Genomic DNA, 24,669 nt, shown 5'->3' with positions numbered 1-24,669 from the left:
TGGCTCTATCTTAATCGAGAATATTTTACAAATATAGTTTGAAAAACTTGAATATTAAGATAGTTTCAGTCATCATAATATATGAAAACGCTATCTATTTAATAGGATAGTAGTATTCGCTCAAACATAAGGGGGAGATCGGACATGATTTATGCAAAACCAAATGCTGAAGGTGCTGTCGTTCAATTTAAAGATCAATATGATAACTTTATCGGGGGCGAATGGGTAGAGCCTGTTAAAGGCCAATACTTCGACAATATATCACCAGTGGATGGACAAGTATTCACAAAAGTAGCTCGTTCCACTGCAGATGATATTGAACTAGCTTTAGATGCAGCGCATAGTGCAAAAAGCGAATGGGGCAAGACTTCTACTGCTGAACGTGCCCGTATTTTAAATAAAATTGCTGATAGAATTGAAGATAATATAGAGCTATTGGCTGTAGCAGAAACTTGGGATAACGGTAAAGCTGTCCGTGAAACATTGAATGCGGATATTCCGCTGGCTGCAGACCATTTCCGTTATTTCGCCAGTGCTATTCGTGCACAAGAAGGCCGTACGACTCAACTAGACAATGATACTGTAGCCTATCATTTCCAAGAACCACTTGGCGTCGTTGGTCAAATCATTCCTTGGAACTTCCCAATATTAATGGCTGTCTGGAAATTGGCTCCTGCGCTTGCTGCGGGTAACTGTGTTGTATTAAAACCAGCAGAACAAACGCCTGCATCTATTATGGTGCTAATGGAATTAATTCAAGATCTACTTCCTGCTGGTGTGGTGAATGTAGTTAACGGTTATGGCGTAGAAGTAGGCAAACCACTTGCTACAAACCCTCGCATTGCTAAAATTGCTTTCACGGGTTCTACTGCGGTAGGTCGCCAAGTAATGCAATATGCAACCGAAAACATTATTCCTGTTACCCTTGAACTTGGTGGTAAATCGCCAAATATCTTCTTTGAAGATGTTATGGAACATGATGATGATTTTTTAGATAAAGCAATTGAAGGTTTTGTAATGTTTGCTTTCAACTCTGGAGAGGTTTGTACATGCCCTTCCCGTGCATTAGTGCAAGAATCTATTTATGATCAATTCATTGAACGAGCTATGGCGAGAATTGAATCAATTAAGATTGGCAATCCGCTTGATACAGAAGTAATGATGGGGGCACAGGCATCAAACGAGCAACAGCAAAAAATTCTATCATACTTAAAATTAGGCAAAGAGGAAGGCGCAGAGTGCTTAATCGGTGGTGAGCACAATCAGATAGATGGTTTTGAGGATGGTTATTATATAAAACCAACTGTATTCAAAGGCCATAATAAAATGCGTATTTTCCAGGAGGAAATATTTGGCCCAGTCCTTGGCGTCACTTCGTTTAAAGACTTTGATGAAGCCATCGAAATTGCAAATGACACCGTATATGGTTTAGGTGCAGGTGTATGGTCCCGTTCAGGTGATATCACTTATCGTGCAGGACGCGCTATTGAAGCTGGTCGTGTATGGACAAATACGTATCACCAATATCCAGCGGGCGCAGCGTTTGGCGGTTATAAGCAATCAGGCATTGGTCGTGAAAACCACGCAATGATGTTAGAACATTATCAACAAACGAAGAATTTACTTGTCAGCTATAATCGTAAGCCACAAGGTTTCTTCTAGAATAGTCGTGGATCCTAGATGGCAGAATGTATACAAGCGACAGATAAAGCTCTTGAGTTTATCGATTATATGAAATCGTTGCATGGTCCGATTTTAATTTTTCAATCTAGTGGGTGCTGTGATGGCTCTGCACCTATGTGCTATAAAGAAGAGGATTTTCGAGTAGGTGAACAGGATCTACTTCTTGGTATAGTTGGCGATGTGCCATTTTATATACACAAAAGCCACTATGAGTATATGAAGCATACCCAACTGATCTTAGATGTGAAGCCTGGCAGAGGCGCTTCGTTTTCACTGGATAGTATTGATAAAGAACATTTCGTGATTGAATCAAGAGTTTATGAATAGGATTAACGAGAAAAGTGTACAATTTAATATCAGCACAAAACTCCAGGCTAAGATAGCTGGAGTTTTTTCTGTTTGGGAAATGCTAGGCATCTATTTAGGATATGAAAAAGTAATCATGTTAGTATGGAATAAGAGGGGTATAACTTTAACGGAGGTGTCATCTGTGAAGGAAACAAAATTATGGATTAATGGAGAGTGGGTTAGCACAGCTGAAAGCTATGAATTAACCGCTCCTTATAATGGAGAGCATATTTCAAATATAGCGAAAGCCACTGTGAATGATGTAGAACGAAGCATTGAAGGTGCACATCAAGCCTTTCTTCAATTTAAATCATCAACAGCATATGAAAGAGCTGAAATTTTATATCGAGTGGCAGAGTTAATGAAAGAGCGCAAGCAAGATCTAGCTGAAATAGCAGCGAGAGAAGCAGGAAAGCCTATCACAGCTGCCCTTACTGAAATTGATCGTACCATTACAACGTACCAATTTGCAGCCGAGGCAGCTAAAGGATTAAGTGGTGAAACGCTTCCGATGGATGCTGCGCCGGGTGGAAAAGATCGGATTGGTTGGACAAAACGCGTATCTTTAGGTGTTATATCAGCCATTACGCCATTTAATTTTCCTTTTAACTTAGTAGCACATAAATTAGGTCCTGCATTTGCTGTGGGTAACGCAGTTGTTTTAAAGCCTGCTGGACAAACACCTTTAAGCAGCCTTGTAATGGCTGGAATCTTTAAAGATGCAGGTTTACCTGATGGGATGCTTCAAATCGTTACTGGAAGTGGAAGCGAGTTAAGCGATACGCTTGTTACACATCCGCTCGTCAAAAAGGTTACGTTTACAGGCAGCAGTTCTGTTGGATTGAAGATTAAAGAAAAAGTAGGATTGCGAAAGGTAACGCTTGAATTGGGTTCTAATGCAGGATTGATTGTAGAACCAAGTGTGCCAATCGATAAAGTTATAGATCGCTGTGTAAGTGGCGCATTTGGTTACGCAGGACAAGTATGTATTTCACTACAGCGTATTTATGTCCATCAATCAATTTATGACCAATTTTTAAATGCCTTTGTTGCAGCTACGGAAAAATTGGTAGTAGGCAATCCTTTGGACGAAAAAACAGATGTAAGTGCTATGATTAATCCAAAAGAAGTTACACGCATTATGCAATGGATTGAAGAGGCGAAAGAGCAAGGTGCAACCGTTGCTACAGGCGGAACTTTCACAGAGCGTACCTTAACACCAACTGTCATGGCTAATGTTCAGCCTGATATGAAGGTAGCATGCCAGGAAACATTTGCTCCGATTGTTTCCATTGTTCCATATGACACATTCGATGAAGCGATTAATTTAGTAAACCAATCAGATTTAGGTTTAAATGCAGGGATCTTTACAAATAATTTAGAAGATGCCATGAGAGCAGCAGAGGAATTAGAAGCCGGTGCAGTCATCATTAATGATGTACCAACATTCCGTATAGATAACATGCCATATGGTGGAGTGAAGAATAGTGGATATGGACGCGAAGGCATTAAATATGCAGTGAACGAAATGACTGATTTGAAGTTTATTACGATTAAGACTAAACTGTAGTATGTTTGGAGAAGCCGATCTAGTACAGAGAAAAGACTTGTTGAACAAGGGCTTCCCTTTAAAATTATGTGTTAAAAGATACGTGAGGAGTGTATACGATGCTAGAAGCAGTGCCAATGGGCAGTTCAAGAACAATACAAACAAGATTGGTTTTACCGCCCGATACCAACCATATGAGCACGATTTTTGGTGGGAAGGTGTTGGCGTATATTGATGAGATCGCAGCGATTACGTCCATGAAGCATGCAAAAATGCAAACAGTAACAGCATCTTTCGACTCAGTGGACTTTTATTCGCCAGTTCGTTCAGGAGAAGTCCTAGAACTAGAGGCGATTGTTAGTTCTACTGGACGCACATCGATGGAGTTATATATCGTGGTGCATTCTACTAATATCGACACAGGTGTAAAAAAACTAACGACAGAATCTTTCGTTACTATGGTAGCAGTAGATACCAATGGTGCACCTCAGGAAGTAGCACCCGTTTACCCAGAAACAGAGCAAGAAAAGAAATTATTCGAATCAGGTTCGATACGCCGGAAGATTCGTAAAGAAAAGCGCGAAATGCCAAGCAAGTTCTTTACCTTATAATAATCGGTATACTATACAAATAGGCGGTTGCTGTAACTTATAACAGCAACCGCCTATTATCGTTTCTTTATCTATTCGGACTAGATAGAACATGCTACAATAAAGAAAAAATCACAAGAATAGGATGTACGCAGCATGGATACAAAAAGAGGAATGAAATATGCACTGCCACTAGCCATGGTAGTAGCGGTCTCATCGTTAATGCTTCTAAATGCTAACTATACAGAAGTGCCAATGAGCCACAGAATCTATATTACAATCGGTGCCACCATCGTCACTTATCTCCTGTCTTTTGTCCTTTTTGGTTTAAAAGATACTCCTAAATAATTCCCATATTAATGAGATTAATAGAAACCAACTTTAAATGGAATAGCTTGCAAAGTATAGAGAACTTTGCAGCTATTCTATTTTCGTTTTTACGGTCTATAGTCAAACCATCCCTTTAACTTAAACCAGATGGCCATCGAAAAGGCAATGCCAAACATAATGAATAAGATAATAAAGTAACCATAATGCCAATTGAGCTCAGGCATATTTTTAAAATTCATTCCATAGACACCCGCAATAAATGTCAGCGGTATGAATATGGAAGAAATAATAGTCAAAATCATCATAATGCCATTCATCCGGCTCGAGTTTATCGACATATGGCTATCTCGCATGTCTGCTGTCAGTTCCCGATTCGATTCCACCATTTCTGTCAGCTTAATCAAATGGTCGTGTATATCCATAAAGTAAGCCCGTTCCTGGTCATTCAAGCGGAAGCGATAGGAATTTAAAATTCGATAAAGTAAATCGCGCATTGGCAAAACGATGCGACGAATATGAAGCAAATCGCTCCTTAGATCAAATACATATTTCATTGATTTTGTCGTACTCTTAAAACCGATTTCATCATCTATTTCATTTAAATGATCTTCGATGTCATATACTAACGGAAAGTAACCATCAACAATTTTATCAAGTACTTGATAGGCAATATACAGGGATCCGCGCTCCCAGGAAGCTGGCATTTCTTCAATTCGTTCTCTCACGATGGCAAACTCGGGGGCAGGTGAGTGATGATAGGTGACAATAAAGTCTGGAGCTACAAATAAATTGACCTCTTCCCCTTCAAATGTTTCTTTATTTATTTTATGAGCAACAAGAAAATGGTACCCCTCGTAATAATCCAGTTTAGGCCGTTGTAGTCTCATTAAACAATCCTCGATGGCTAAGGGGTGAAAATGAAAAAAGCTGCTAAGTAATCTATTTTCTTCTGTGGTAGGCGATTCAAAATCGACCCAATACCATATAAACTTGCCGGTTTTAATCTCTTCGAGCGAAAAATCAGCTAAGAGTTGTTGATCATTAGTGATACCAAGCGTCCGAATCATCTCAAACCCTCATTTCAACAATATTCGTATATTTATCCTCTCACAAATATGTAAACAATGCCAGAAAGGAGAAATTCCTCATATAAGGGAGGTATAAAAAAGTGAAACTATATTTAATGTAATACGTAAATTAAGTTAAGTAAAAATAGATATTGAAAGTGAGTGAATAACAAGATGGAGAATAAAGGGTTAAAAGTTATTTTGCATGCGAGCGCCTTTTTTGCCCCATGTTTAGTCCCGATTCTTATTTTTGTGTTTATTAGAGATGAAGAAATAAAACGTTTATCAATCCAAGCGCTGCTGTTCCAATTCGTTATGTGGCTGCTCGTTACAGTTGGAGGCATCCTTACCTTAACGATATTCCTTGCGATTATTGGCATTCCTCTAATTGTTATTGTCGGTATCATGGGCGTTATTATCCCGATTATCGGTATCGTCAAAGCACTTCAGGGAAGCCATTGGGAATATCCTATTGTTAGAAAGTGGATTTAATCCAAAAACTTATGAACATACTGCATATAGCAGTATGTTTTTTGTGTATATTAGGAGAATGAATAACGATTTTCCAGGTTAAGCAAAATATTTGCATCATTTTTTGATGGCACATATAATAAAGTCAAAGTTAGTCAAAGTCAGTGAAGCGAGTGAGGTGGAATAAAAATGCGGAATATCTCAGACATTATTGAAGGGTATTTAAAAGAGATTATTGAATTAGGTGGTAAAGGTCATATTGAAATCAAACGAAGTGAAATTGCAGACAAATTTCAATGTGTACCTTCCCAAATCAATTATGTCATCAATACAAGGTTTACAGCCGAGCGAGGGTATATCGTTGAAAGTAAGCGAGGCGGGGGTGGCTATATACGGATTTTACGTGTTAGAGCAAGCTCAGGGACCGAGTTGATTGAAGAGATTATGCATCAAATTGGTGATTCTATCACACAGTCGTCTGCACAGGACTTTATTTTTCGGTTAATTGATGAAGATGTAATAACGCAAAGAGAAGCAAGGATGATGATAGCGGCACTAGACCGTTCAGTATTGTCCCTCCATTTACCTTTACGCGATGAACTACGAGCGCGCATTATGAGGGCGATGTTACTAGCGGTGAAATACGACCAGCAAATGCAAAGAGGTGTTAAAGATGATATGTGAAAATTGTAAACAGCGGCCTGCTACAATTACAGTCACACAGATGAAAAACGGCAATAAGATAACAAGGCACTTTTGTGATGTATGCAATAAGCAGCTAGATCACTTTCACGTGAATCTTGAACCTGGTGATAGTTCCAATGCCATGCAAAAACTATTTTCAAATTTATTCGGTACGCCAAGCTGGTCAGTACAGGATGTGCCTATCAAGAAGCCACAAAGTAAAGTGCAAAATGAAAGCTGTCCACAATGCGGCATGACATATAGACAATTTCTCGAAGAAGGGAAATTCAATTGTCCAACATGTTATGAGACGTTTAAAGATTTTTTGCCACAGGTATTAAAACGGCTTCATAATGGCGCTACAGAACATATAGGCAAGGTTCCTGGATCCATTAATGAGAGCTATCAGACAAAACGCCAAATTGAAGCGCTGCGACAAGATATGAAAACAGCAGTGGAAGAGGAACGTTTTGAAGACGCCGCGGAAATTCGTGATGAGGTTAAATTGCTTGAAAACAAATTGAATGGAGGAGGTGAGAAAAGAGATGAACATTGACCACTTTCTGCAAAGTAAACCTCCTATATGGATGAGAGGGGATAGTACATTCGGCGATATTGTCATGAGTACAAGAATTCGCTTGGCAAGAAATATCAATGGATTTCGGTTTCCTCGGGCATTCTCAGAAGATGAAGCATTGCAAATTGACAAAATGGTATCGAATGCATTGATTGATGGAGATCAGAAATTTGATATGCCATTCTCTTATTTCTCACTCCATGATATGCCCTCTCTTAAGCGTCAGGTTTTGGTAGAGAAGCATTTGATTAGCCCGCAATTAGCAAATAAAACAAAAACAGGCTCTATCTTAGTGTCGGATGATGAAACAATTAGCATCATGGTAAATGAAGAAGACCATATCCGCATACAAAGCTTACAACCAGGCCTGCAATTGGATAAAGCTTATCAGTTGGCTGATGAAGTGGACCGGCTTTTAGAAAGAAAGCTATCATATGCTTTCGATGATTCATTTGGCTACCTTACAAGCTGTCCAACAAACACAGGTACAGGACTTCGGGCATCAGTGATGATGCATTTACCTGCTCTCACTGCGACTAACCAAATGGGAACGCTGATGAATACAATGGCTCGTTTAGGGATGGTTGTAAGAGGAATATACGGAGAAGGTACCGAAGCTCTCGGGAATTATTATCAAATTTCTAACCAAATCACCCTTGGCAAGCCAGAAGAAGATATTATTTTGGATCTACAAAGTGTAGCCGAGCAAATTATTCAAAAAGAAATCGGTGCCCGTAGAGCTTTGCTAGAACACGCATCCATTGCTGTTTCAGATCGTTTAAATCGATCATTAGGTGTGTTGAAATATGCAAGGATTTTATCTAGTGAAGAAGCGGCTAATTGTTTATCAAATGTCCGGTTGGGTATAGATTTGGGATTAATTCCAACATATCCGGATAGAGTTTTGAATGAATGTATGTTGATTATGCAGCCTGGTTTCTTGCAGCAGCTTGCTGGTACAACGCTCCAGGCGAACGAAAGAGATGTATTTCGAGCAACAATTATTCGAGAAAAATTAAACAATACGACGGTTAAATAATATAACAGTAAAAAGGAGAGGATCTTCATGATGTACAATCGATTTACACAGCGCGCTCAAAAAGTTCTGCAATTAGCACAGGAAGAGGCAATTCGTATGAAACACGAAGCCATTGGCACAGAACATATTTTGCTTGGCCTCATACGTGAAGGAGGCGGCATAGCGGCAAAAGCGCTTGAAGCAATCAACGTGAGTACAGAAATGATTGAAGAAGGTATTGAAGAATTGGTTGGTGTCGGCACTAAAAATGTAGGCCCAATTGTACACTATACACCACGTGCTAAAAAGGTCATTGAATTATCAGTCGATGAATCTCGCAAACTGGGCCATTCATACATTGGTACAGAACATTTATTGCTTGCGTTAATTCGAGAAGGCGAAGGTGTAGCAGCTCGTGTGTTAAATAATGCGGGTGTCAGTCTAAACAAAGCCCGTCAGCAAGTACTACAACTGCTTGGAAGTAATGATCATCCACAAGCAAGCAATAATAGTGCGCCGACAGCTAATACACCTACGCTCGATGGCTTAGCAAGAGACCTTACTCAAATAGCACGAGAAGGCAGCTTGGATCCTGTGATTGGACGCAGCAAAGAAATTACACGCGTAATTGAAGTGCTGTCTCGCCGTACTAAAAACAACCCTGTATTAATCGGGGAGCCAGGTGTCGGTAAAACAGCTATTGCAGAAGGTCTTGCACAACAAATCGTGAACAATGAAGTGCCTGAAACATTGCGCGATAAACGTGTTATGACGCTTGATATGGGAACAGTCGTAGCAGGTACAAAATATCGTGGTGAATTTGAAGACCGTTTGAAAAAGGTAATGGATGAAATTCGCCAAGCAGGAAACGTGATCCTATTTATCGATGAGTTGCACACATTGATCGGTGCTGGTGGAGCAGAAGGAGCAATTGATGCTTCAAATATCTTGAAACCATCACTTGCTCGAGGAGAATTACAATGTATTGGTGCTACAACATTAGATGAATACCGCAAGTACATTGAAAAAGATGCAGCACTTGAACGTCGCTTCCAACCAATACAAGTCGATGAACCATCAGTAGAGGAAGCTATTCAAATTATTAATGGGCTGCGCGACCGTTATGAAGCTCATCACCGTGTCAAAATTACAGATGAAGCTATTGAAGCGGCTGCTAAAATGTCAGACCGTTACATTTCAGACCGTTTCTTGCCTGACAAAGCAATTGACTTAATCGATGAAGCAGGATCTAAAGTTAGGTTGCGTTCATTTACAACACCACCAGATTTAAAAGAATTAGAACAAGAGCTAGACTCACTTCATTCTGAAAAAATGGCTGCAGTCCAATCTCAAGAATTTGAAAAAGCTGCGTCCTTACGTGATTCTGAACAAAAGCTTAAAGATAAATTGAACAGCACGAAAAAAGAATGGAAAGAAGCGCAAGGTAAATCAGAATCTAAGGTAACGGTGAATGATATTGCGGAAGTTGTGTCCATGTGGACGGGTGTCCCGGTCTCTAAACTGGCGCAAGCTGAATCAGAGAAGCTGTTGAACTTAGAGGATGAGTTGCATAAACGAGTAGTAGGCCAAAGCGAAGCAGTTGAAGCTATTTCAAGAGCGATTCGCCGTGCTCGTGCAGGATTAAAAGATCCAAAACGTCCAATCGGTTCCTTTATTTTCTTAGGCCCAACAGGTGTTGGTAAAACAGAACTTGCCCGGGCTTTAGCTGAAGTAATGTTCGGTGATGAAGATGCCATGATCCGTGTGGATATGTCCGAATACATGGAAAAACATTCGACTTCTCGACTTGTTGGATCGCCTCCAGGATATGTCGGTTTTGAGGAAGGTGGTCAGCTGACAGAGAAAGTACGCCGCAAACCATATTCTGTTATTTTGCTTGATGAAATTGAGAAAGCTCACCCGGATGTTTTCAATATCTTATTACAAGTGTTGGACGATGGCCGTTTAACGGATTCCAAAGGCCGTGTAGTGGACTTCCGTAATACGGTGGTTATTATGACATCCAATGTAGGTGCAGAGGCATTAAAATACCGCAAATCACTTGGTTTTGGTGCTCAAAGTGCATCACAAAGCCAAGAAAATGCAAAAAGTGTCATGATGGAAGAATTGAAAAAAGCATTCCGTCCAGAGTTCTTAAACCGTATCGACGAAATGATTGTCTTCCACTCATTAGAAAAAGAAGATTTGCGCAAAATTGTAAACCTAATGGTAAAACAATTAACAAAACGCCTGCATGAACAAGATATTACGCTCGATCTTACAACGGAAGCAATCGACAAAATTGCAGAAGAAGGATACGATCCGCAATACGGTGCCCGCCCATTGCGCAGAGCTATCCAAAAAAATATAGAAGACCGCCTATCAGAAGAAATCTTAAAAGGCACTGTCTTAACTGGACAACGCGTTGAATTTGATGTGAAAGATGGAGAATTTGTCGTGAATGTCAAAGAATTAGCAACAAAATAGTGAACTTTATGTCAACGTATTGAAAAATAATACGCAACAGTGAGGCGTTCCAAATGCGAAATTTGGGACGCCTTGTTTTATAATAAGAGTAAGACTAAAAATGGCAGGAGATATAAAATGGCCAAAAAGAAGACAAAGTTTTTTTGTAATGCATGTGGATATGAATCTCCAAAATGGCTAGGTAGATGTCCTGGTTGCGGTGATTGGAATACAATGGTGGAAGAAGTAGAAGTAGTATCCAAGGGGCCAAGAGGGGCTTTTCAGCATTCCTCGTCTGTAACGCAAAAAGCTACGCCATTAATTGCAGTTGAAACAGAAGATGCACCAAGGATCGAAACGGAACTAAATGAATTGAATCGCGTCCTAGGAGGTGGGATTGTCCCAGGCTCACTTGTCCTAATTGGCGGGGATCCGGGGATTGGGAAATCCACGCTTTTGCTGCAAGTTTCAGCGATTCTTTCGAATAAAGGGCATCGTGTCCTCTATATTTCCGGAGAAGAATCTATTCGCCAAACGAAGCTAAGAGCTGAAAGACTAGGCGTAAAATCCGAAGAGCTTTACATTTATTCAGAAACGAATCTTGAATTTCTAAATCAAACGATTGAAGAAGTGAACCCCAAGTTTGTTATTGTGGACTCCATTCAAACAGTGTACCACCCGAATGTAACAAGCGCACCGGGAAGTGTCTCACAGGTTAGAGAATGTACTGCTGAATTTATGCGTATCGCGAAAACGAAGAACATTGCAATTTTCTTAGTTGGACATGTGACGAAGGAAGGCCAAATCGCAGGGCCAAGGATACTTGAACATATGGTGGATACGGTCCTTTACTTTGAAGGAGAACGCCACCACACTTATCGCATTCTACGGAGCCAAAAAAATAGATTTGGTTCTACTAATGAAATTGCTATTTTTGAAATGCTCCAAAATGGTTTGAAGGAAGTATTAAACCCTTCAGAATTGTTTCTGCAAGAACGTTCACAGGGTGCCCCGGGCTCCACTGTTGTGGCCTCTATGGAAGGGACTCGCCCTATCTTAGTCGAAGTACAAGCTCTCGTGACGCCTTCAAGTTTTAATTATCCAAAGCGAATGGCAACAGGTGTAGACCAAAACCGAATATCCTTATTGATGGCAGTATTAGAAAAAAGGATGGGCATGCTTTTACAGGCACAAGATGCTTATATAAAGGTAGCAGGCGGGGTAAAGCTAGATGAGCCTGCTATTGATTTAGCGGTTCTTGTAAGCATTGTTTCAAGCTTTAGAGATACAGCTGCTAAACCAATGGATTGTTATATCGGAGAAGTAGGATTAACAGGTGAAGTGCGAAGAGTGTCACGGATTGAACAAAGAATCCAGGAAGCAGCCAAACTAGGGTTCAAACGCGCGATTGTCCCAGCATCCAACTTGGGTGGCTTTGAGTATCCAGATACCATTGAAGTAGTCGGGGTAGATACAGTTAATCAAGCACTAAAATTAAGTTTTGATAAGGCATAAGATGTTTTTGTGTAATGCATGGTTATTTATATATTTATCGGGGGAATTATAAGGAGTCGGAATAGAAGGCACTATAAAGGTTAATTAGCTGAGAAGTGAGCTCCTGAATAACAGCATATTAAGATTTTCACATCATGTTAGAAAACCTTCGCAGCTATTCCGCTTCACCTCGTTGCACTTGCTAAATGAATGCTTTTTCATGTTCTGTGTCAAGATTAGTCCATCTTTGTCATAGGGTGTAAGAAAGAGGTTTCACAAGACGCATCAAAGGTAAACTATGTATAATTAAAATAAAAAAAGGAGGTGCCTGAATGTTAAAGGGAATAATCCAAATTGCGTTTCTTTTTATTGGAGGGACTGTGGGTTTATTTGTCTTACCGCTATTATACCAAATCATTCATCTATCAGATAACCCGTGGTTGAATAATCCGTATACATCAGTGGCTGTAGGAGCCATCTTGTTATTTGCTTTCTCATTTTGGGTTTCAGATTACTTTGTAAAATTTATTCGGTGGATGGAAGATAAATTATTAAAAGCACCGGTAGGAGATTTGTTGTTCGGGACATTAGGTTTAATTATTGGGTTGATACTTGCTTACCTAATTGGCTTTTCTATTGATAACATCAAAATTCCTTTAATCACTACGATTGTGCCTATCTTATCTGTCCTATTGTCCATTGTTCTCGGCTATCTCGGATTCCAGGTCGGTTTTAAAAAGAGAGATGAGCTGATTCATGTATTTACAGCAGGGAAAGCTCAATCAACGAATGCTTCAAAGAAAAAGGCAATGGGAGAAGATGTAGAACTCGACGATGCAAAGTATAAGCTTTTAGATACTAGTGTCATCATTGATGGCCGGATTGCTGATATCTCAGAAACAGGCTTTATCGAGGGAACATTCGTTGTACCTCAATTCGTATTAACTGAGCTTCAACATATAGCCGACTCATCTGACACGCTGAAAAGGACGAGAGGGCGTCGTGGGCTTGATATCTTGAAAAAATTGCAAGATGAAAGAGCTACACAAGTTTTAATCACTGAAGTGGACTTTGAGGATGTGCAAGAGGTTGATTTAAAATTAGTCCGTTTGGCGAAAAAAATGGGTGGCCAGATACTAACGAATGATTTTAATTTAAATAAAGTGTGCGATCTTCATAATGTGAAAGTGTTAAATATTAATGATTTAGCAAATGCAGTCAAACCAGTGGTCATTCCTGGGGAAGAAATGAATGTGCTGGTGATTAAAGACGGTAAAGAGCATAATCAAGGTGTTGCATATTTAGATGACGGGACAATGATTGTGGTTGAAGAAGGAAAATCATATATCGGTCAAGCAATTGTTGTTACCGTGACAAGCGTGCTGCAAACATCAGCAGGGCGTATGATTTTTGCTAAGCCAAAAAACAATGGCAAAAGTGCAGGCTAGGCACTTTTCGTAATAAAATGTAGAGAGGCAGGGTAATTTACCTTGTCCTTTTCTATTAAGAAAGAGTGAATGTAATGCAGTATGATGTAATATTACCAGCGGCTGGAAGCGGAAAAAGGATGGCTGCTGGACAAAACAAATTATTTTTGGAGCTGCGAAATAAGCCCATTTTGATCCATACGCTAGAGGTTTTCCAACAGGATGAAGCATGCAGAGGAATTTGGTTAGCAGTAAAGCCTGATGAAAGACTCTATATTCAAACACTTTTAGAAAAATACCATATTACAAAAGTGAAGGCCATGCCGAATGGCGGAGAAGAAAGACAACATAGTGTTGTAGCCTGCGTGAAGCAGATAGAGGATGGCCAGATCGTTTTGGTACATGATGCGGCAAGACCATTTATCACCACTCCTATTATCCATGAATTAGTAGAAGCAGCCGAGAAAAAAGGTGCTGCCATTGCAGGCGTAAGAGCAAAAGATACAATGAAAGTAGTAGAGAACGGAAAGATTAAAGGAACTGTTGATCGTTCAAGTTTATGGATGATTCAAACACCGCAAGCTTTCGATTTCACACTTTTAAAACAGGCGGAACAGCAAGCAGAAGTAGACAATTTTTTAGGAACAGATGAAGCGATGCTCGTTGAACGTTTAGGACAATCTGTATATATAGTTGAAAGTAGCTATGAAAACGTTAAAATAACTACTAAAGAGGACTTAATATTTGGCGAAGCTATTTTAAGTCAACGTATAGGAGGATAACATGTTTAGAATAGGACAAGGTTTTGACGTACATGCATTTGAAGAAGGACGCCCATTAATTATTGGCGGTATTACAATCCCTCATAGTAAAGGCTTAATCGGTCACTCTGATGCGGATGTATTATTGCATACCGTAACGGATGCGGCATTAGGAGCGATTGGGGAAGGCGATATCGGTCATCATTTCCCCGATACTGACCCAGCATTCAAGGATGCAGATTCTGCAAAATTGCTTTCATACATTTGGGAGATTGTAGAATCGAAGGGTTATACTTTAGGAAATGTTGATTGCACTATTATGGCGCAACGGCCAAAACTTGCGCCTTATATTGAGCAAATGAGAAATCGAATTGCGGAACTTTTGCATGCAGAGCCTTCTCAAGTAAATGTCAAAGCTACAACAACAGAAAAATTAGGCTTTACAGGGCGTGAAGAAGGAATTGCCAGTATGGCAACTATTTTGCTTATAAAAAAGTGACTTCCTTTAATTTTCATACTAGCAGTGGTAAAATGGGTAAAGTTGAATTTTTGAACGATTAATAGGAGGATTTAGACATGACTAACAAAGTTCGAGTACGTTATGCACCGAGCCCTACTGGACATTTACATATTGGCGGCGCACGTACAGCTTTATTTAACTTTTTGTATGCAAAACACCACGACGGAGACTTTATTGTCCGCATTGAAGATACGGATGTGGCCCGCAATATCGAGGGTGGCGAAGCATCTCAATTAGACAACCTAAAATGGCTTGGTATTGAGTACGACGAATCAATTGATATTGGTGGTCCATATGCGCCATATCGTCAAATGGAACGTTTAGAAATTTATACAGAATACGCAAATAAGCTAATTGATATGGGCATGGCTTATAAATGCTTCTGTACTTCAGAAGAATTAGAAGCAGACCGTGAAGCTCAGCAAGAGCGCGGCGTTGCGGCTCCTATGTATAACGGAAAATGCAGACATCTATCAAAAGAGGAAGTAGCTGCAAAAGAAGAAGCAGGCGAACCTTATACAATCCGTTTTAAAGTGCCGGAAAACGTTGTATATAAATTCGATGATTTAGTTCGCGGAGAAATTTCTTTTGAATCAAAAGATATCGGCGATTGGGTTATCGTAAAAGCAAATGGCATCCCAACATATAATTATGCAGTAGTTCTTGATGATCATATGATGGATATTACACATGTATTTAGAGGGGAAGAGCATTTATCAAATACACCAAAGCAATTAATGATATTTAATGCATTTGGTTTTGAACCACCTCACTATGGTCATATGACGCTGATCGTAAATGAAAATCATAAAAAACTTTCTAAGCGTGATGAATCCATTATCCAGTTTGTGAAACAATATAGAGATCTTGGCTACCTGCCAGAAGCGATGTTCAATTTCTTTGCTCTTTTAGGGTGGTCTCCAGAGGGTGAAGAAGAGATCTTCACAAAAGAAGAGCTTATCGAAAAGTTCGATGAAAAACGTCTATCTAAATCACCATCCATGTTCGATAAACAAAAACTAAAATGGATGAATAACCAATACATGAAGAAGTTGAATAGCGAAGAAGTAGTTGCTTTAACCCTTCCATTCTTACAAAAAGAAGGACTTCTTCCTGAAAACTTATCCGAGGAACAACAAGAGTGGGCTAATAAGTTGATTGGTTTATACCATGAGCAAATGAGCTTTGGAGCAGAAATTGTTGATTTATCTCGTATGTTCTTCACAGAGGAACTTGCATATACTGATGAAGAAAAAGAAGTTCTTGCAGGAGAGCAAGTACCAGAAGTAATGGCTGCGTTCAAAGAACAGTTACAACAGTTGGAATCATTTGAGCCTGCAGACATTAAGAAAGCAATCAAAACAGTGCAGAAAGAAACAGGCCATAAAGGCAAAAATCTTTTCATGCCAATTCGTGTAGCTACTACAGGTGAAATGCATGGACCAGAACTAAATGATGCACTTTCATTACTGGGCAAAGAAACTGTTGTTAAACGGATCGAAGCATTCATTTAGTAATACTTTTATTCATATGCTGTCGTAGGGCAGAATGGATGAAATAGGTTTATCATTTTTAATTGGTTTTTATTTTGATTGATTTTTTTTCGCTACATTGTAAAATGAAGCTAACAAATGATATAAAAGCGATGAAGAGGAGAAGTACGCAATTCATGCTCTATAAGAGAGGACCATCACCGGCTGAAAATGGTCTGAGCCAATGAATTACGGAAATGCACCTCTGAGCGTTAAGTTGAAATAGTCACTAGAGTAGACTTAGCCGGTAATCTCCGTTAAAAGATGTTCAAGCGGGAAGCGAGTATGCTTCCAATCAGAGTGGAACCGCGCATAGTAGGCGTCTCTGTCTTTCATTAGACAGGGGCGTCTTTTTTGTTGAATCCAAATGTCTTAGATATTTGTGGGGGAGGATTTACATGTTTAAGAATATGAAAGAAGACATTCAAACGATTTTTGATAATGACCCGGCAGCGCGAAGCACAATGGAAGTTGTATTAACCTATGCAGGCTTGCATGCTATATGGTCTCACCGTATTGCCCATGCTTTGTATAAACGCAAATTTTATTTTTTAGCAAGAGCGATTTCTCAGATTAGTCGTTTCTTTACAGGGATTGAAATTCACCCAGGGGCAAAAATTGGCCGGCGTTTCTTCATCGACCATGGTATGGGGGTAGTCATTGGTGAAACCTGTGAGATTGGCAATGATGTGACGATCTATCAAGGCGTGACATTGGGTGGTACAGGGAAAGAAAAAGGTAAACGGCACCCAACACTTCATGACAACGTACTAGTGGCCACAGGAGCAAAGGTATTAGGTTCGATTACAATTGGAGAGAATAGTAAAATCGGGGCAGGATCCGTTGTATTAAAAGAGGTTCCACCAAATGCCACTGTTGTAGGGATTCCAGGCAAAGTAGTCATCCAGGATGGCGTCCGTGTCAACCATAAACAAAAATTAGATCATCAAAACATACCTGATCCAGTAGAAGAACGATTAATGAAAATAGAAGAAAAAATAACCGCTTTAGAACAAGAAGAAAACAAAAAGGAGAGATAGTATTTTATGGGAATCCAAATTTTTAACACGTTAACAAGAGAAAAAGAATTATTTGTCCCTCTTGAAGAAGGAAAGGTTAAGATGTATGTATGCGGTCCAACCGTTTATAACTATATTCACATCGGAAATTCACGTCCTGTCATCGTATACGATACAGTGCGCCGTTATTTAACATATCGCGGATATGATGTGACATATGTTTCTAACTTTACTGATGTGGACGATAAAATTATCAAAGCAGCCAACGAATTAGGGGAAGAAGTGCCTGAGCTAACAGAACGTTTCATAAACGCTTATTTTGAGGATATCACTGCATTGGGCTGCCAAAAGGCGGATGCACATCCACGTGTAACTGAACATATGGATGAAATTATCGATTTTATTAAGGTGTTGGTTGATAAAGGCTATGCCTATGAATCACAGGGAGATGTTTATTACAGAACTCGTAAGTTCGAAGGGTACGGCAAATTATCACACCAGTCAGTAGATGATTTAAAAGTAGGCGCTCGCATTGAAGCGGGTGAGAAAAAAGAAGATGCTTTGGATTTTGCTTTATGGAAAGCAGCGAAGCCGGGAGAGATCTCATGGGAAAGTCCATGGGGCAAAGGACGTCCAGGCTGGCATATTGAATGCTCAGTAATGGTGCACAATCATTTTGGTGATACAATCGACATCCATGCAGGTGGTCAGGATCTAACCTTCCCGCACCATGAAAATGAAATTGCCCAATCTGAAGCATACAGTGGCAAAACATTCGCGAGATATTGGATGCACAATGGCTATATCAATATTGACAACGAAAAAATGTCAAAATCACTAGGGAATTTTATCTTAGTGCATGATATTATTCAGCAAATTGATCCACAAGTTTTAAGATTCTTTATGCTATCGGTACACTATCGTCATCCAATTAACTTTGCTCAAGATTTAGTGGAAGCAGCAGCTGCTGGCTTAGAACGTATACGCACTTCTTATACGAATTTAAAACACCGGTTGCAAGTATCTGCGAACCTAGAAGATGCCGATACATCGTACTTGGATGAAATCAAAAAGCAACGCCTGGATTTTGAAACAGCTATGGACGATGATTTCAATACTGCTAATGCTATTGCTGCCTTATTCAGCTTATCAACTGAAGCGAATAAGTACTTGAATCAAGAAAATACTAATAAAGAAGTATTATCTGCTTTTATTGATACGCTATCTGAACTTTCACATGTATTAGGCCTTGAGCTCGAGGTGAAAGAGGAATTAGTAGATGAAGAAATTGATGCTCTGATTGAAGAAAGACAACAAGCACGTAAAGATCGTGATTTTAAACGTGCTGATGAGATACGTGATCAATTGAAAGAAATGAATATTATTTTAGAAGATACACGCCAAGGTGTTCGATGGAAACGAGGTTAATAAAAGTGAAAGAACTGCGCACGGCGGATGTAAAACAACTGAACGCGCTGGCTTTAGCTTATATGGGAGATGCCGTTTTAGAAATTGCCATCCGTGAACACTTGCTACAAACTGGGCGAGTAAAGCCAAATGTTTTACACAGGGAAGCGACGCATTATGTTTCTGCTAAAGCACAAGCGATGGTCATTCGCCAAATGATGGATGAAACATTTTTTACAGAAGAAGAAATGGCTGTATTAAAAAGGGGACGCAACGCCAAGTCTGGCTCAGTCCCCAAAAATACAGATGTACAAACGTATCATTATAGTTCCGCTTTTGAAGCGGTTCTTGGTTTTTTATATTTAACGAAACAGCAAGAAAGACAAGAACAAGTTATTCAATATGCCATACAATTAGTCGAAAATAAGAGAGAAGAGGTGGCGAAAAAGTGACTGAACAAACAAAAGAAATGATTGCCGGAAAAAATCCGGTTTTAGAAGCTCTTCGTTCAACGAGAGACATCAATAAAATATGGATTGCAGAAGGCGTTAAAAAAAGCGGCATCAATGAATTGATAAGTATGGCAAAAGAACGAGGAATTATCGTACAGTTTGTTCCAAAAAAGAAGATTGATCAACTATCTTCCGAAAACCATCAGGGAATTGTGGCATCTGTTGCAGCATACAATTACGCAGAGCTTGATGATTTATTCCAATTGGCAAAAGAACGCCAAGAAGATCCGTTCTTTATTATTTTAGACGAACTTGAGGATCCTCATAATTTGGGCTCTATTATGCGGACGGCGGATGCGATAGGAGCACATGGCATCATTATTCCAAAGCGCCGGTCGGTAAGTTTGACAGCTGTAGTTGCTAAAGCATCTACAGGGGCCATTGAATACATCCCTACTGTACGCGTCAACAATTTAGCACAAACGGTAGAAGAGTTAAAAGAACGCGGTGTATGGATTGCAGGGACAGATGCCAAAGGTTCTGTTGATTATCGCAAAATGGATGCCACTCTTCCTCTAGCTGTCATTATCGGCAGTGAAGGAAAAGGAATGAGTCGTATCTTAAAAGAAAAATGCGATTTCCTTTACCACTTGCCGATGGTGGGTCATGTTACCTCTTTGAATGCTTCGGTAGCTGCTTCTCTTTTGATGTACGAGGTATACCGCAAGCGCCATGAGATTTAGGTGACATGAATGAATATACTCTTAGTTGATGGTTATAACATTATCGGTGCGTGGAAAGAGCTTCAACGTTTAAAAGAACATAAGCTTGTAGACGCAAGAGATCGACTGATAGAGTTAATGGCAGACTATCAAGCCTATTCTGGGATGCGAGTCATCGTCGTTTTTGATGCATACCTTGTACCAGGCATTGCCACAAAGTTGAAACAAAGTGATGTGGAAGTGATCTATACAAGGGCAAAGGAAACAGCGGATGATCGCATTGAAAAACTCACGGCAGAGCTGACTTCCAAACGCAATAAGATTTATGTGGCAACGTCTGATATGGCGGAGCAAAGCGTCGCATTTGGTAATGGCGCATTGCGAAAGTCAGCGCGTGAGTTTGAAATTGAGCTGCAGGAAGTCCAAATGCAAATAACGCATAAAGTAAAAAAAATCCAAACACAAAAGCCTAGTTCTAAAATCCCTTTATCAGCAGAAGTATTAGAAAAATTCGAACAAATGCGAAGAGGAAATAAATTGAGTGATTGACTGATAATTTCCACCTCCGTTATACTTGTTCTAAATAGCCATCTGGTGAGGTGATACTTTGGTAACAAGCGATCATTTGCAAGAGAAGCATATACGTCTTGAAGATTGTTCGGATGAGCAATTAGTCGAGATGGCATGCAATGCCGATTCAAACGCATTAGATTTTTTAATCAGCAAGTATAAACCTTTAGTGCGTTTAAAAGTAAAGTCCTATTTTTTAATTGGTGCTGATAAAGAAGATATTGTGCAAGAAGGAATGATTGGGCTTTATAAAGCAGTAAGAGATTTTAATGGCGAGAGAATCACATCATTTAAGGCGTTTGCAGAACTCTGTGTCAGACGCCAAATCATTACAGCAATTAAAGCAGCTACACGCCAAAAGCATATACCACTGAACTCTTATGTTTCGCTGGATAAACCTGTTTTTGAAGAAGAATCATCAGCAAAAACGCTTATGGATATGCTTTCAGGAGCAACAATTGATGATCCGGAAAAACTTATTATCCATCAAGAAGAGTTTAATAGCTTAGAAGAAAAGATTGGACAGGTATTAAGTGACTTAGAACGCCAAGTATTAACTCTATATTTAGAAGGCAGATCATATCAAGAGATTTCTGCGAGTTTGGACCGGCATGTGAAATCAATTGATAATGCTTTGCAGCGAATTAAACGCAAACTCGAACGCCATTTGGAAGTAGAAGTATAGTTTTGAGTGATTAAAAGGTTAGTTGACAGTATTTGTGATAGGTGATAGGCTTCTCTAAAGGGATTAAAGTGTAAAAAGGTGAGGACTATGGGGCAGAAAGTAGCATTAAGCTGCGAAAAATGCGGTTCTAGAAATTATCATTTACCCGCAACTAAGAATCATTCTATACGAATGGAGCTTAAGAAATATTGTTCAAATTGTAATGAGCATACATTACATAAGCAAACGAAATAATACGATTTAGTAGATAGACGATTATATTCGGAGGTTTGGTGAATGGGCAAGATAGGTGGATTTTTTAGCAGCGTTCTATCGGAAATGCGAAAGACAAGTTGGCCAAAACGCAAAGAATTAACAAAGTATACAATCATCATCGTGACAACTTTGCTATTTATGGCTGCCTTTTTTATGGTAGTTGACTTAGGTATTTCTAAATTATTGCGCTGGTACTTAGAATTGTGATTTAATAAGATTAATATGTTCGAATTAGCCCGTATATGAAACGGGTTTTTTCATTTGCCTTTTAGAAAAGGAGGGAAGGGCGGCAATCGCCCTATCTATTATGGAAAAAAATTGGTATGTTGTTCATACTTACTCAGGTTATGAAAATAAAGTCAAAGCAAACCTTGAAAAACGTGTTGAAACAATGGGGATGCAAGACAAAATCTTCCGTGTTGTAATTCCAGAAGAACAAGAAACAGAAGTAAAAGATGGCCGCAAAAAAACGTATATGCGCAAAACTTTCCCTGGCTATGTATTAGTAGAATTGATCATGACAGACGATGCTTGGTACGTTGTAAGAAATACGCCAGGCGTTACTGGCTTTATCGGTTCATCAGGCGGTGGTGTAAAACCAACTCCACTATTGCCGGAAGAAGTAGAAGCTATCCTTAAACAAATGGGTGAAACTGAAGGTAAAGTGGATCTAGACTTCAACGTAGGAGACTTAGTAGAAGTTTTAGAAGGACCATTTGCCCACTTCCAAGGTATTGTAGGCGAAATCCTTAGCGACAAAGAAAAAATTAGCGTAACCATCGATATGTTTGGTCGCGAAACAAAAATGGAGCTAGATTTTGACCAAGTTCTAAAAGTTTAATCTCTAGGGACTTGCCTTGTATTTTAAAAAGTGTTATCATTTCAAAGGTCATACTATAGGAATTATCCATACGTAGTAGGCATCAGTAATTTTAATGTTATCGGATTAAGCCGACAGACAAATATTGAGTGGGAGGGGCAACCCTATTACCACATCACGGACTTAAGGAGGTGTGTCTCGTGGCTAAAAAAGTTATTAAAGTTGTAAAACTTCAAATCCCAGCTGGTAAAGCAAACCCAGCACCACCGGTAGGTCCTGCATTGGGTCAAGCAGGTGTTAACATCATGGGATTCTGTAAAGAATTCAATGCTCGTACTGCAGATCAAGCAGGATTAATCATCCCAGTTGAGATTTCTGTATTTGAAGACCGTTCATTCACTTTCATTACAAAAACTCCACCGGCAGCAGTATTACTTAAAGTAGCGGCTGGTATTCAATCAGGCTCTGGTGAACCAAACCGCAACAAAGTTGCTACTGTGAAACGTGATAAAGTACGCGAAATCGCGGAAACTAAAATGCCTGACCTAAACGCAGCATCAGTAGAAGCTGCTATGTCAATGGTTGAAGGTACTGCACGTAGCATGGGTATTGTAATCGAAGACTAATCCCATTACTTGATAAAGTATTGTTTTTGAGGTTGCGATTGTTTCTTATAGTCATATTTGAAACACGCAGCCTTTATTCGTGGGAGGTTTAATCCGTTACAACCACAATCAAGGAGGAAATTTAAAATGGCTAAAAAAGGTAAAAAAATGCAAGAAGCAGTTAAACTTGTAAATCGTGATCAACTTTACACAATTGCAGAAGCAACTGAACTTGCTAAAAAAACAAGCACTGTTAACTTTGACGCAACAGTTGAAGTGGCATTTAACTTAAATATCGATACTCGTAAAAACGACCAACAAATCCGTGGCGCAGTTGTGCTTCCAAACGGTACTGGTAAAACTCAACGTGTATTAGTTTTCGCTAAAGGCGAAAAAATCAAAGAAGCAGAAGCAGCTGGTGCTGACTATGTTGGCGATGCTGAATATATCCAAAAAATCCAACAAGGCTGGTTCGACTTCGATGTAATCGTTGCAACTCCAGACATGATGGGTGAAGTAGGTAAACTTGGTCGTGTATTAGGACCTAAAGGCTTAATGCCAAACCCTAAAACTGGCACAGTTACATTCGACGTAACAAAAGCAGTTAACGAAATTAAAGCTGGTAAAGTAGAATACCGTGCTGACAAAGCTGGTATCGTACATGCGCCAATCGGTAAAGTATCATTCGATGCTGACAAACTAGCTGAAAACTTCTCAACACTTGTTGATGTAATCGTTAAAGCAAAACCTGCAGCAGCAAAAGGTACTTACATCAAGTCTCTTCATGTAACTACTACAATGGGACCATCTATCAAAGTTGATCCATTAACAGCAACTGCAGTAAAATAGTATTTTTTCATTGACAAACTATTGATCGTTTGCTATGATGAATAACGTTGTGATTTATCCATTTGTACCGTAGACCGTAGGGGCCTAGTGCTTAATGATCCTACCGAGGGCAAAGGAACTCAGACTCTTGTTTTAAAGATGATGAAATTCCGCCTCTTGTCTACTGATGGCAAGAGGCTTTTCTTTTGTCGGTATAAATGACTCATTCTTATAGGAGGTGTCAATATGAACAAAGCAGTTGAAATGAAACAAGCTGTTGTTCAAGAAATCGCTGACAAGTTTAAAAATGCAGCATCAGTTGTAGTAGTTGACTACCGCGGACTTTCAGTAGCTCAAGTTACTGAACTACGTAAACAACTACGTGAAGCTGGTGTAGAATTTAAAGTATACAAAAATACTTTAGTTCGCCGTGCTACTGTAGAAGCTGGCCACGAAGATCTAAATGAAGTTCTTACAGGCCCGAACGCAATCGCATTCTCTAATGAAGATGTTGTTGCGCCTGCACGTATCATTAATAACTTCGCGAAAGAAAACGAACAATTAGAAATCAAAGCTGGCCTTATTGAAGGTGCTTACGCTGACGTTGCAGAAGTTAAAGCATTGGCAGAACTTCCATCACGCGAAGGTTTACTATCTATGCTACTTTCTGTTCTTCAAGCTCCAGTACGCAACTTCGCTCTTGCAACAAAAGCTGTTGCAGAACAAAAAGAAGAGCAAGGCGCTTAATTTTAAGTGCAGCTTAAATGCACTTGCATAAAACAAAAAAAC

Annotated in this window: 28 protein-coding genes and 2 other annotated features; of the genes, 27 read left to right on the top strand and 1 reads right to left on the bottom strand. The window is 39.5% G+C overall.

The window, feature by feature from the left end; translation table 11 throughout:
- Window positions 1-144 precede the first annotated feature (144 nt).
- The 5 genes from M2M59_RS15870 to M2M59_RS15850 all read left to right on the top strand — a co-directional run bounded on the left by M2M59_RS15870 (window position 145) and on the right by M2M59_RS15850 (window position 4,518).
- The gene (locus M2M59_RS15870; protein ID WP_249775059.1) at window positions 145-1,662 is read left to right on the top strand and encodes an acetaldehyde dehydrogenase ExaC; all 1,518 of its coding nucleotides are present in this window, start codon (window positions 145-147) and stop codon (window positions 1,660-1,662) included.
- An 18-nt stretch (window positions 1,663-1,680) separates the two neighbouring features.
- Window positions 1,681-2,010 carry a DUF779 domain-containing protein gene (locus M2M59_RS15865; RefSeq protein WP_249775058.1) on the top strand — a complete coding sequence of 110 codons (330 nt, stop codon included), beginning with the start codon at window positions 1,681-1,683 and terminating at the stop codon, window positions 2,008-2,010.
- Between the two features lie 163 nt (window positions 2,011-2,173).
- Window positions 2,174-3,601, top strand: coding sequence for an aldehyde dehydrogenase family protein (locus M2M59_RS15860; RefSeq protein WP_249775057.1), 1,428 nt, complete (start codon window positions 2,174-2,176; stop codon window positions 3,599-3,601).
- A gap of 98 nt (window positions 3,602-3,699) precedes the next feature.
- Window positions 3,700-4,191, top strand: a complete 492-nt coding sequence (locus M2M59_RS15855; RefSeq protein ID WP_249775056.1) for an acyl-CoA thioesterase — start codon at window positions 3,700-3,702, stop codon at window positions 4,189-4,191.
- Between the two features lie 135 nt (window positions 4,192-4,326).
- Window positions 4,327-4,518: a hypothetical protein gene (locus M2M59_RS15850; protein WP_066790995.1), complete on the top strand. Its 192-nt coding sequence runs from the start codon at window positions 4,327-4,329 to the stop codon at window positions 4,516-4,518.
- A gap of 89 nt (window positions 4,519-4,607) precedes the next feature.
- Here the strand turns inward: M2M59_RS15850 and corA are convergent, their stop codons facing one another.
- Window positions 4,608-5,567: a magnesium/cobalt transporter CorA gene (gene corA / locus M2M59_RS15845; RefSeq protein WP_066790992.1), complete on the bottom strand. Its 960-nt coding sequence runs from the start codon at window positions 5,565-5,567 to the stop codon at window positions 4,608-4,610.
- Between the two features lie 174 nt (window positions 5,568-5,741).
- Here corA and M2M59_RS15840 point away from each other — a divergent pair, with 174 nt between their 5' ends.
- The 22 genes from M2M59_RS15840 to rplJ all read left to right on the top strand — a co-directional run bounded on the left by M2M59_RS15840 (window position 5,742) and on the right by rplJ (window position 24,627).
- Window positions 5,742-6,059: a magnetosome magnetite crystal formation protein family gene (locus tag M2M59_RS15840; RefSeq protein WP_249775055.1), complete on the top strand. Its 318-nt coding sequence runs from the start codon at window positions 5,742-5,744 to the stop codon at window positions 6,057-6,059.
- Between the two features lie 168 nt (window positions 6,060-6,227).
- Window positions 6,228-6,722, top strand: a complete 495-nt coding sequence (locus M2M59_RS15835; RefSeq protein ID WP_066790988.1) for a CtsR family transcriptional regulator — start codon at window positions 6,228-6,230, stop codon at window positions 6,720-6,722.
- Window positions 6,712-7,278 carry a UvrB/UvrC motif-containing protein gene (locus M2M59_RS15830; protein ID WP_066790986.1) on the top strand — a complete coding sequence of 189 codons (567 nt, stop codon included), beginning with the start codon at window positions 6,712-6,714 and terminating at the stop codon, window positions 7,276-7,278. Before M2M59_RS15835 ends, M2M59_RS15830 begins: the two co-directional genes overlap by 11 nt.
- Window positions 7,268-8,338 (top strand): protein-arginine kinase McsB, encoded by a 1,071-nt coding sequence (locus M2M59_RS15825; RefSeq protein WP_147197438.1) that lies wholly within the window; start codon window positions 7,268-7,270, stop codon window positions 8,336-8,338. Before M2M59_RS15830 ends, M2M59_RS15825 begins: the two co-directional genes overlap by 11 nt.
- Before the next feature lie 27 nt (window positions 8,339-8,365).
- The gene (locus M2M59_RS15820) at window positions 8,366-10,804 is read left to right on the top strand and encodes an ATP-dependent Clp protease ATP-binding subunit (RefSeq protein WP_147197436.1); all 2,439 of its coding nucleotides are present in this window, start codon (window positions 8,366-8,368) and stop codon (window positions 10,802-10,804) included.
- Window positions 10,805-10,921: 117 nt separating this feature from the next.
- Entirely contained in the window at window positions 10,922-12,298 is a 1,377-nt protein-coding gene (gene radA / locus M2M59_RS15815) for a DNA repair protein RadA (RefSeq protein WP_147197434.1), read from the top strand.
- 311 nt (window positions 12,299-12,609) lie between these two features.
- Window positions 12,610-13,725 carry a PIN/TRAM domain-containing protein gene (locus M2M59_RS15810; RefSeq protein WP_147197432.1) on the top strand — a complete coding sequence of 372 codons (1,116 nt, stop codon included), beginning with the start codon at window positions 12,610-12,612 and terminating at the stop codon, window positions 13,723-13,725.
- 74 nt (window positions 13,726-13,799) lie between these two features.
- Window positions 13,800-14,486, top strand: coding sequence for a 2-C-methyl-D-erythritol 4-phosphate cytidylyltransferase (gene ispD, locus M2M59_RS15805; protein ID WP_147197430.1), 687 nt, complete (start codon window positions 13,800-13,802; stop codon window positions 14,484-14,486).
- A gap of 1 nt (window position 14,487) precedes the next feature.
- Entirely contained in the window at window positions 14,488-14,964 is a 477-nt protein-coding gene (gene ispF / locus M2M59_RS15800; RefSeq protein WP_066790974.1) for a 2-C-methyl-D-erythritol 2,4-cyclodiphosphate synthase, read from the top strand.
- A 77-nt stretch (window positions 14,965-15,041) separates the two neighbouring features.
- The gene (gltX, locus tag M2M59_RS15795; protein ID WP_147197428.1) at window positions 15,042-16,499 is read left to right on the top strand and encodes a glutamate--tRNA ligase; all 1,458 of its coding nucleotides are present in this window, start codon (window positions 15,042-15,044) and stop codon (window positions 16,497-16,499) included.
- Between the two features lie 122 nt (window positions 16,500-16,621).
- Window positions 16,622-16,847 (top strand) — a binding site (T-box leader).
- Window positions 16,848-16,915: 68 nt separating this feature from the next.
- A complete protein-coding gene (gene cysE / locus M2M59_RS15790; protein WP_249775054.1) occupies window positions 16,916-17,557 on the top strand; it encodes a serine O-acetyltransferase in 642 nt (213 codons plus the stop codon).
- A 6-nt stretch (window positions 17,558-17,563) separates the two neighbouring features.
- A complete protein-coding gene (gene cysS / locus M2M59_RS15785) occupies window positions 17,564-18,964 on the top strand; it encodes a cysteine--tRNA ligase (protein WP_249775053.1) in 1,401 nt (466 codons plus the stop codon).
- A gap of 5 nt (window positions 18,965-18,969) precedes the next feature.
- Window positions 18,970-19,395, top strand: a complete 426-nt coding sequence (locus M2M59_RS15780; RefSeq protein WP_305882089.1) for a Mini-ribonuclease 3 — start codon at window positions 18,970-18,972, stop codon at window positions 19,393-19,395.
- Complete coding sequence (gene rlmB, locus M2M59_RS15775; protein WP_184117592.1) at window positions 19,392-20,138, top strand: 23S rRNA (guanosine(2251)-2'-O)-methyltransferase RlmB; 747 nt, start codon at window positions 19,392-19,394, stop codon at window positions 20,136-20,138. The genes M2M59_RS15780 and rlmB overlap by 4 nt, the downstream gene beginning before the upstream one ends.
- 9 nt (window positions 20,139-20,147) lie before the next feature.
- On the top strand, window positions 20,148-20,666 hold the full coding sequence (locus tag M2M59_RS15770; RefSeq protein ID WP_066790963.1) for an NYN domain-containing protein: 519 nt from the start codon (window positions 20,148-20,150) through the stop codon (window positions 20,664-20,666).
- Window positions 20,667-20,724: 58 nt separating this feature from the next.
- Complete coding sequence (gene sigH, locus M2M59_RS15765) at window positions 20,725-21,372, top strand: RNA polymerase sporulation sigma factor SigH (RefSeq protein WP_066790960.1); 648 nt, start codon at window positions 20,725-20,727, stop codon at window positions 21,370-21,372.
- Window positions 21,373-21,459: 87 nt separating this feature from the next.
- Window positions 21,460-21,606: a 50S ribosomal protein L33 gene (gene rpmG, locus M2M59_RS15760; RefSeq protein WP_084246973.1), complete on the top strand. Its 147-nt coding sequence runs from the start codon at window positions 21,460-21,462 to the stop codon at window positions 21,604-21,606.
- A gap of 42 nt (window positions 21,607-21,648) precedes the next feature.
- A complete protein-coding gene (gene secE / locus M2M59_RS15755) occupies window positions 21,649-21,834 on the top strand; it encodes a preprotein translocase subunit SecE (protein WP_249775051.1) in 186 nt (61 codons plus the stop codon).
- Window positions 21,835-21,934: 100 nt separating this feature from the next.
- Entirely contained in the window at window positions 21,935-22,468 is a 534-nt protein-coding gene (gene nusG, locus M2M59_RS15750) for a transcription termination/antitermination protein NusG (RefSeq protein ID WP_066790956.1), read from the top strand.
- Between the two features lie 179 nt (window positions 22,469-22,647).
- Window positions 22,648-23,073 (top strand): 50S ribosomal protein L11, encoded by a 426-nt coding sequence (rplK, locus tag M2M59_RS15745; RefSeq protein WP_066790954.1) that lies wholly within the window; start codon window positions 22,648-22,650, stop codon window positions 23,071-23,073.
- A gap of 126 nt (window positions 23,074-23,199) precedes the next feature.
- A complete protein-coding gene (rplA, locus tag M2M59_RS15740; protein WP_066790953.1) occupies window positions 23,200-23,901 on the top strand; it encodes a 50S ribosomal protein L1 in 702 nt (233 codons plus the stop codon).
- Between the two features lie 49 nt (window positions 23,902-23,950).
- Window positions 23,951-24,094 (top strand) — a sequence feature (ribosomal protein L10 leader region).
- Window positions 24,095-24,126: 32 nt separating this feature from the next.
- Window positions 24,127-24,627: a 50S ribosomal protein L10 gene (gene rplJ / locus M2M59_RS15735; protein WP_066790951.1), complete on the top strand. Its 501-nt coding sequence runs from the start codon at window positions 24,127-24,129 to the stop codon at window positions 24,625-24,627.
- The last annotated feature ends 42 nt before the right edge of the window (window positions 24,628-24,669 follow it).

Source organism: Rummeliibacillus sp. G93, from assembly GCF_023515935.1.
Taxonomy (GTDB): domain Bacteria; phylum Bacillota; class Bacilli; order Bacillales_A; family Planococcaceae; genus Rummeliibacillus; species Rummeliibacillus stabekisii.
Note: the sequence above shows the minus strand (reverse complement) of the source record. Positions and strands in the feature narration are given on the sequence as shown.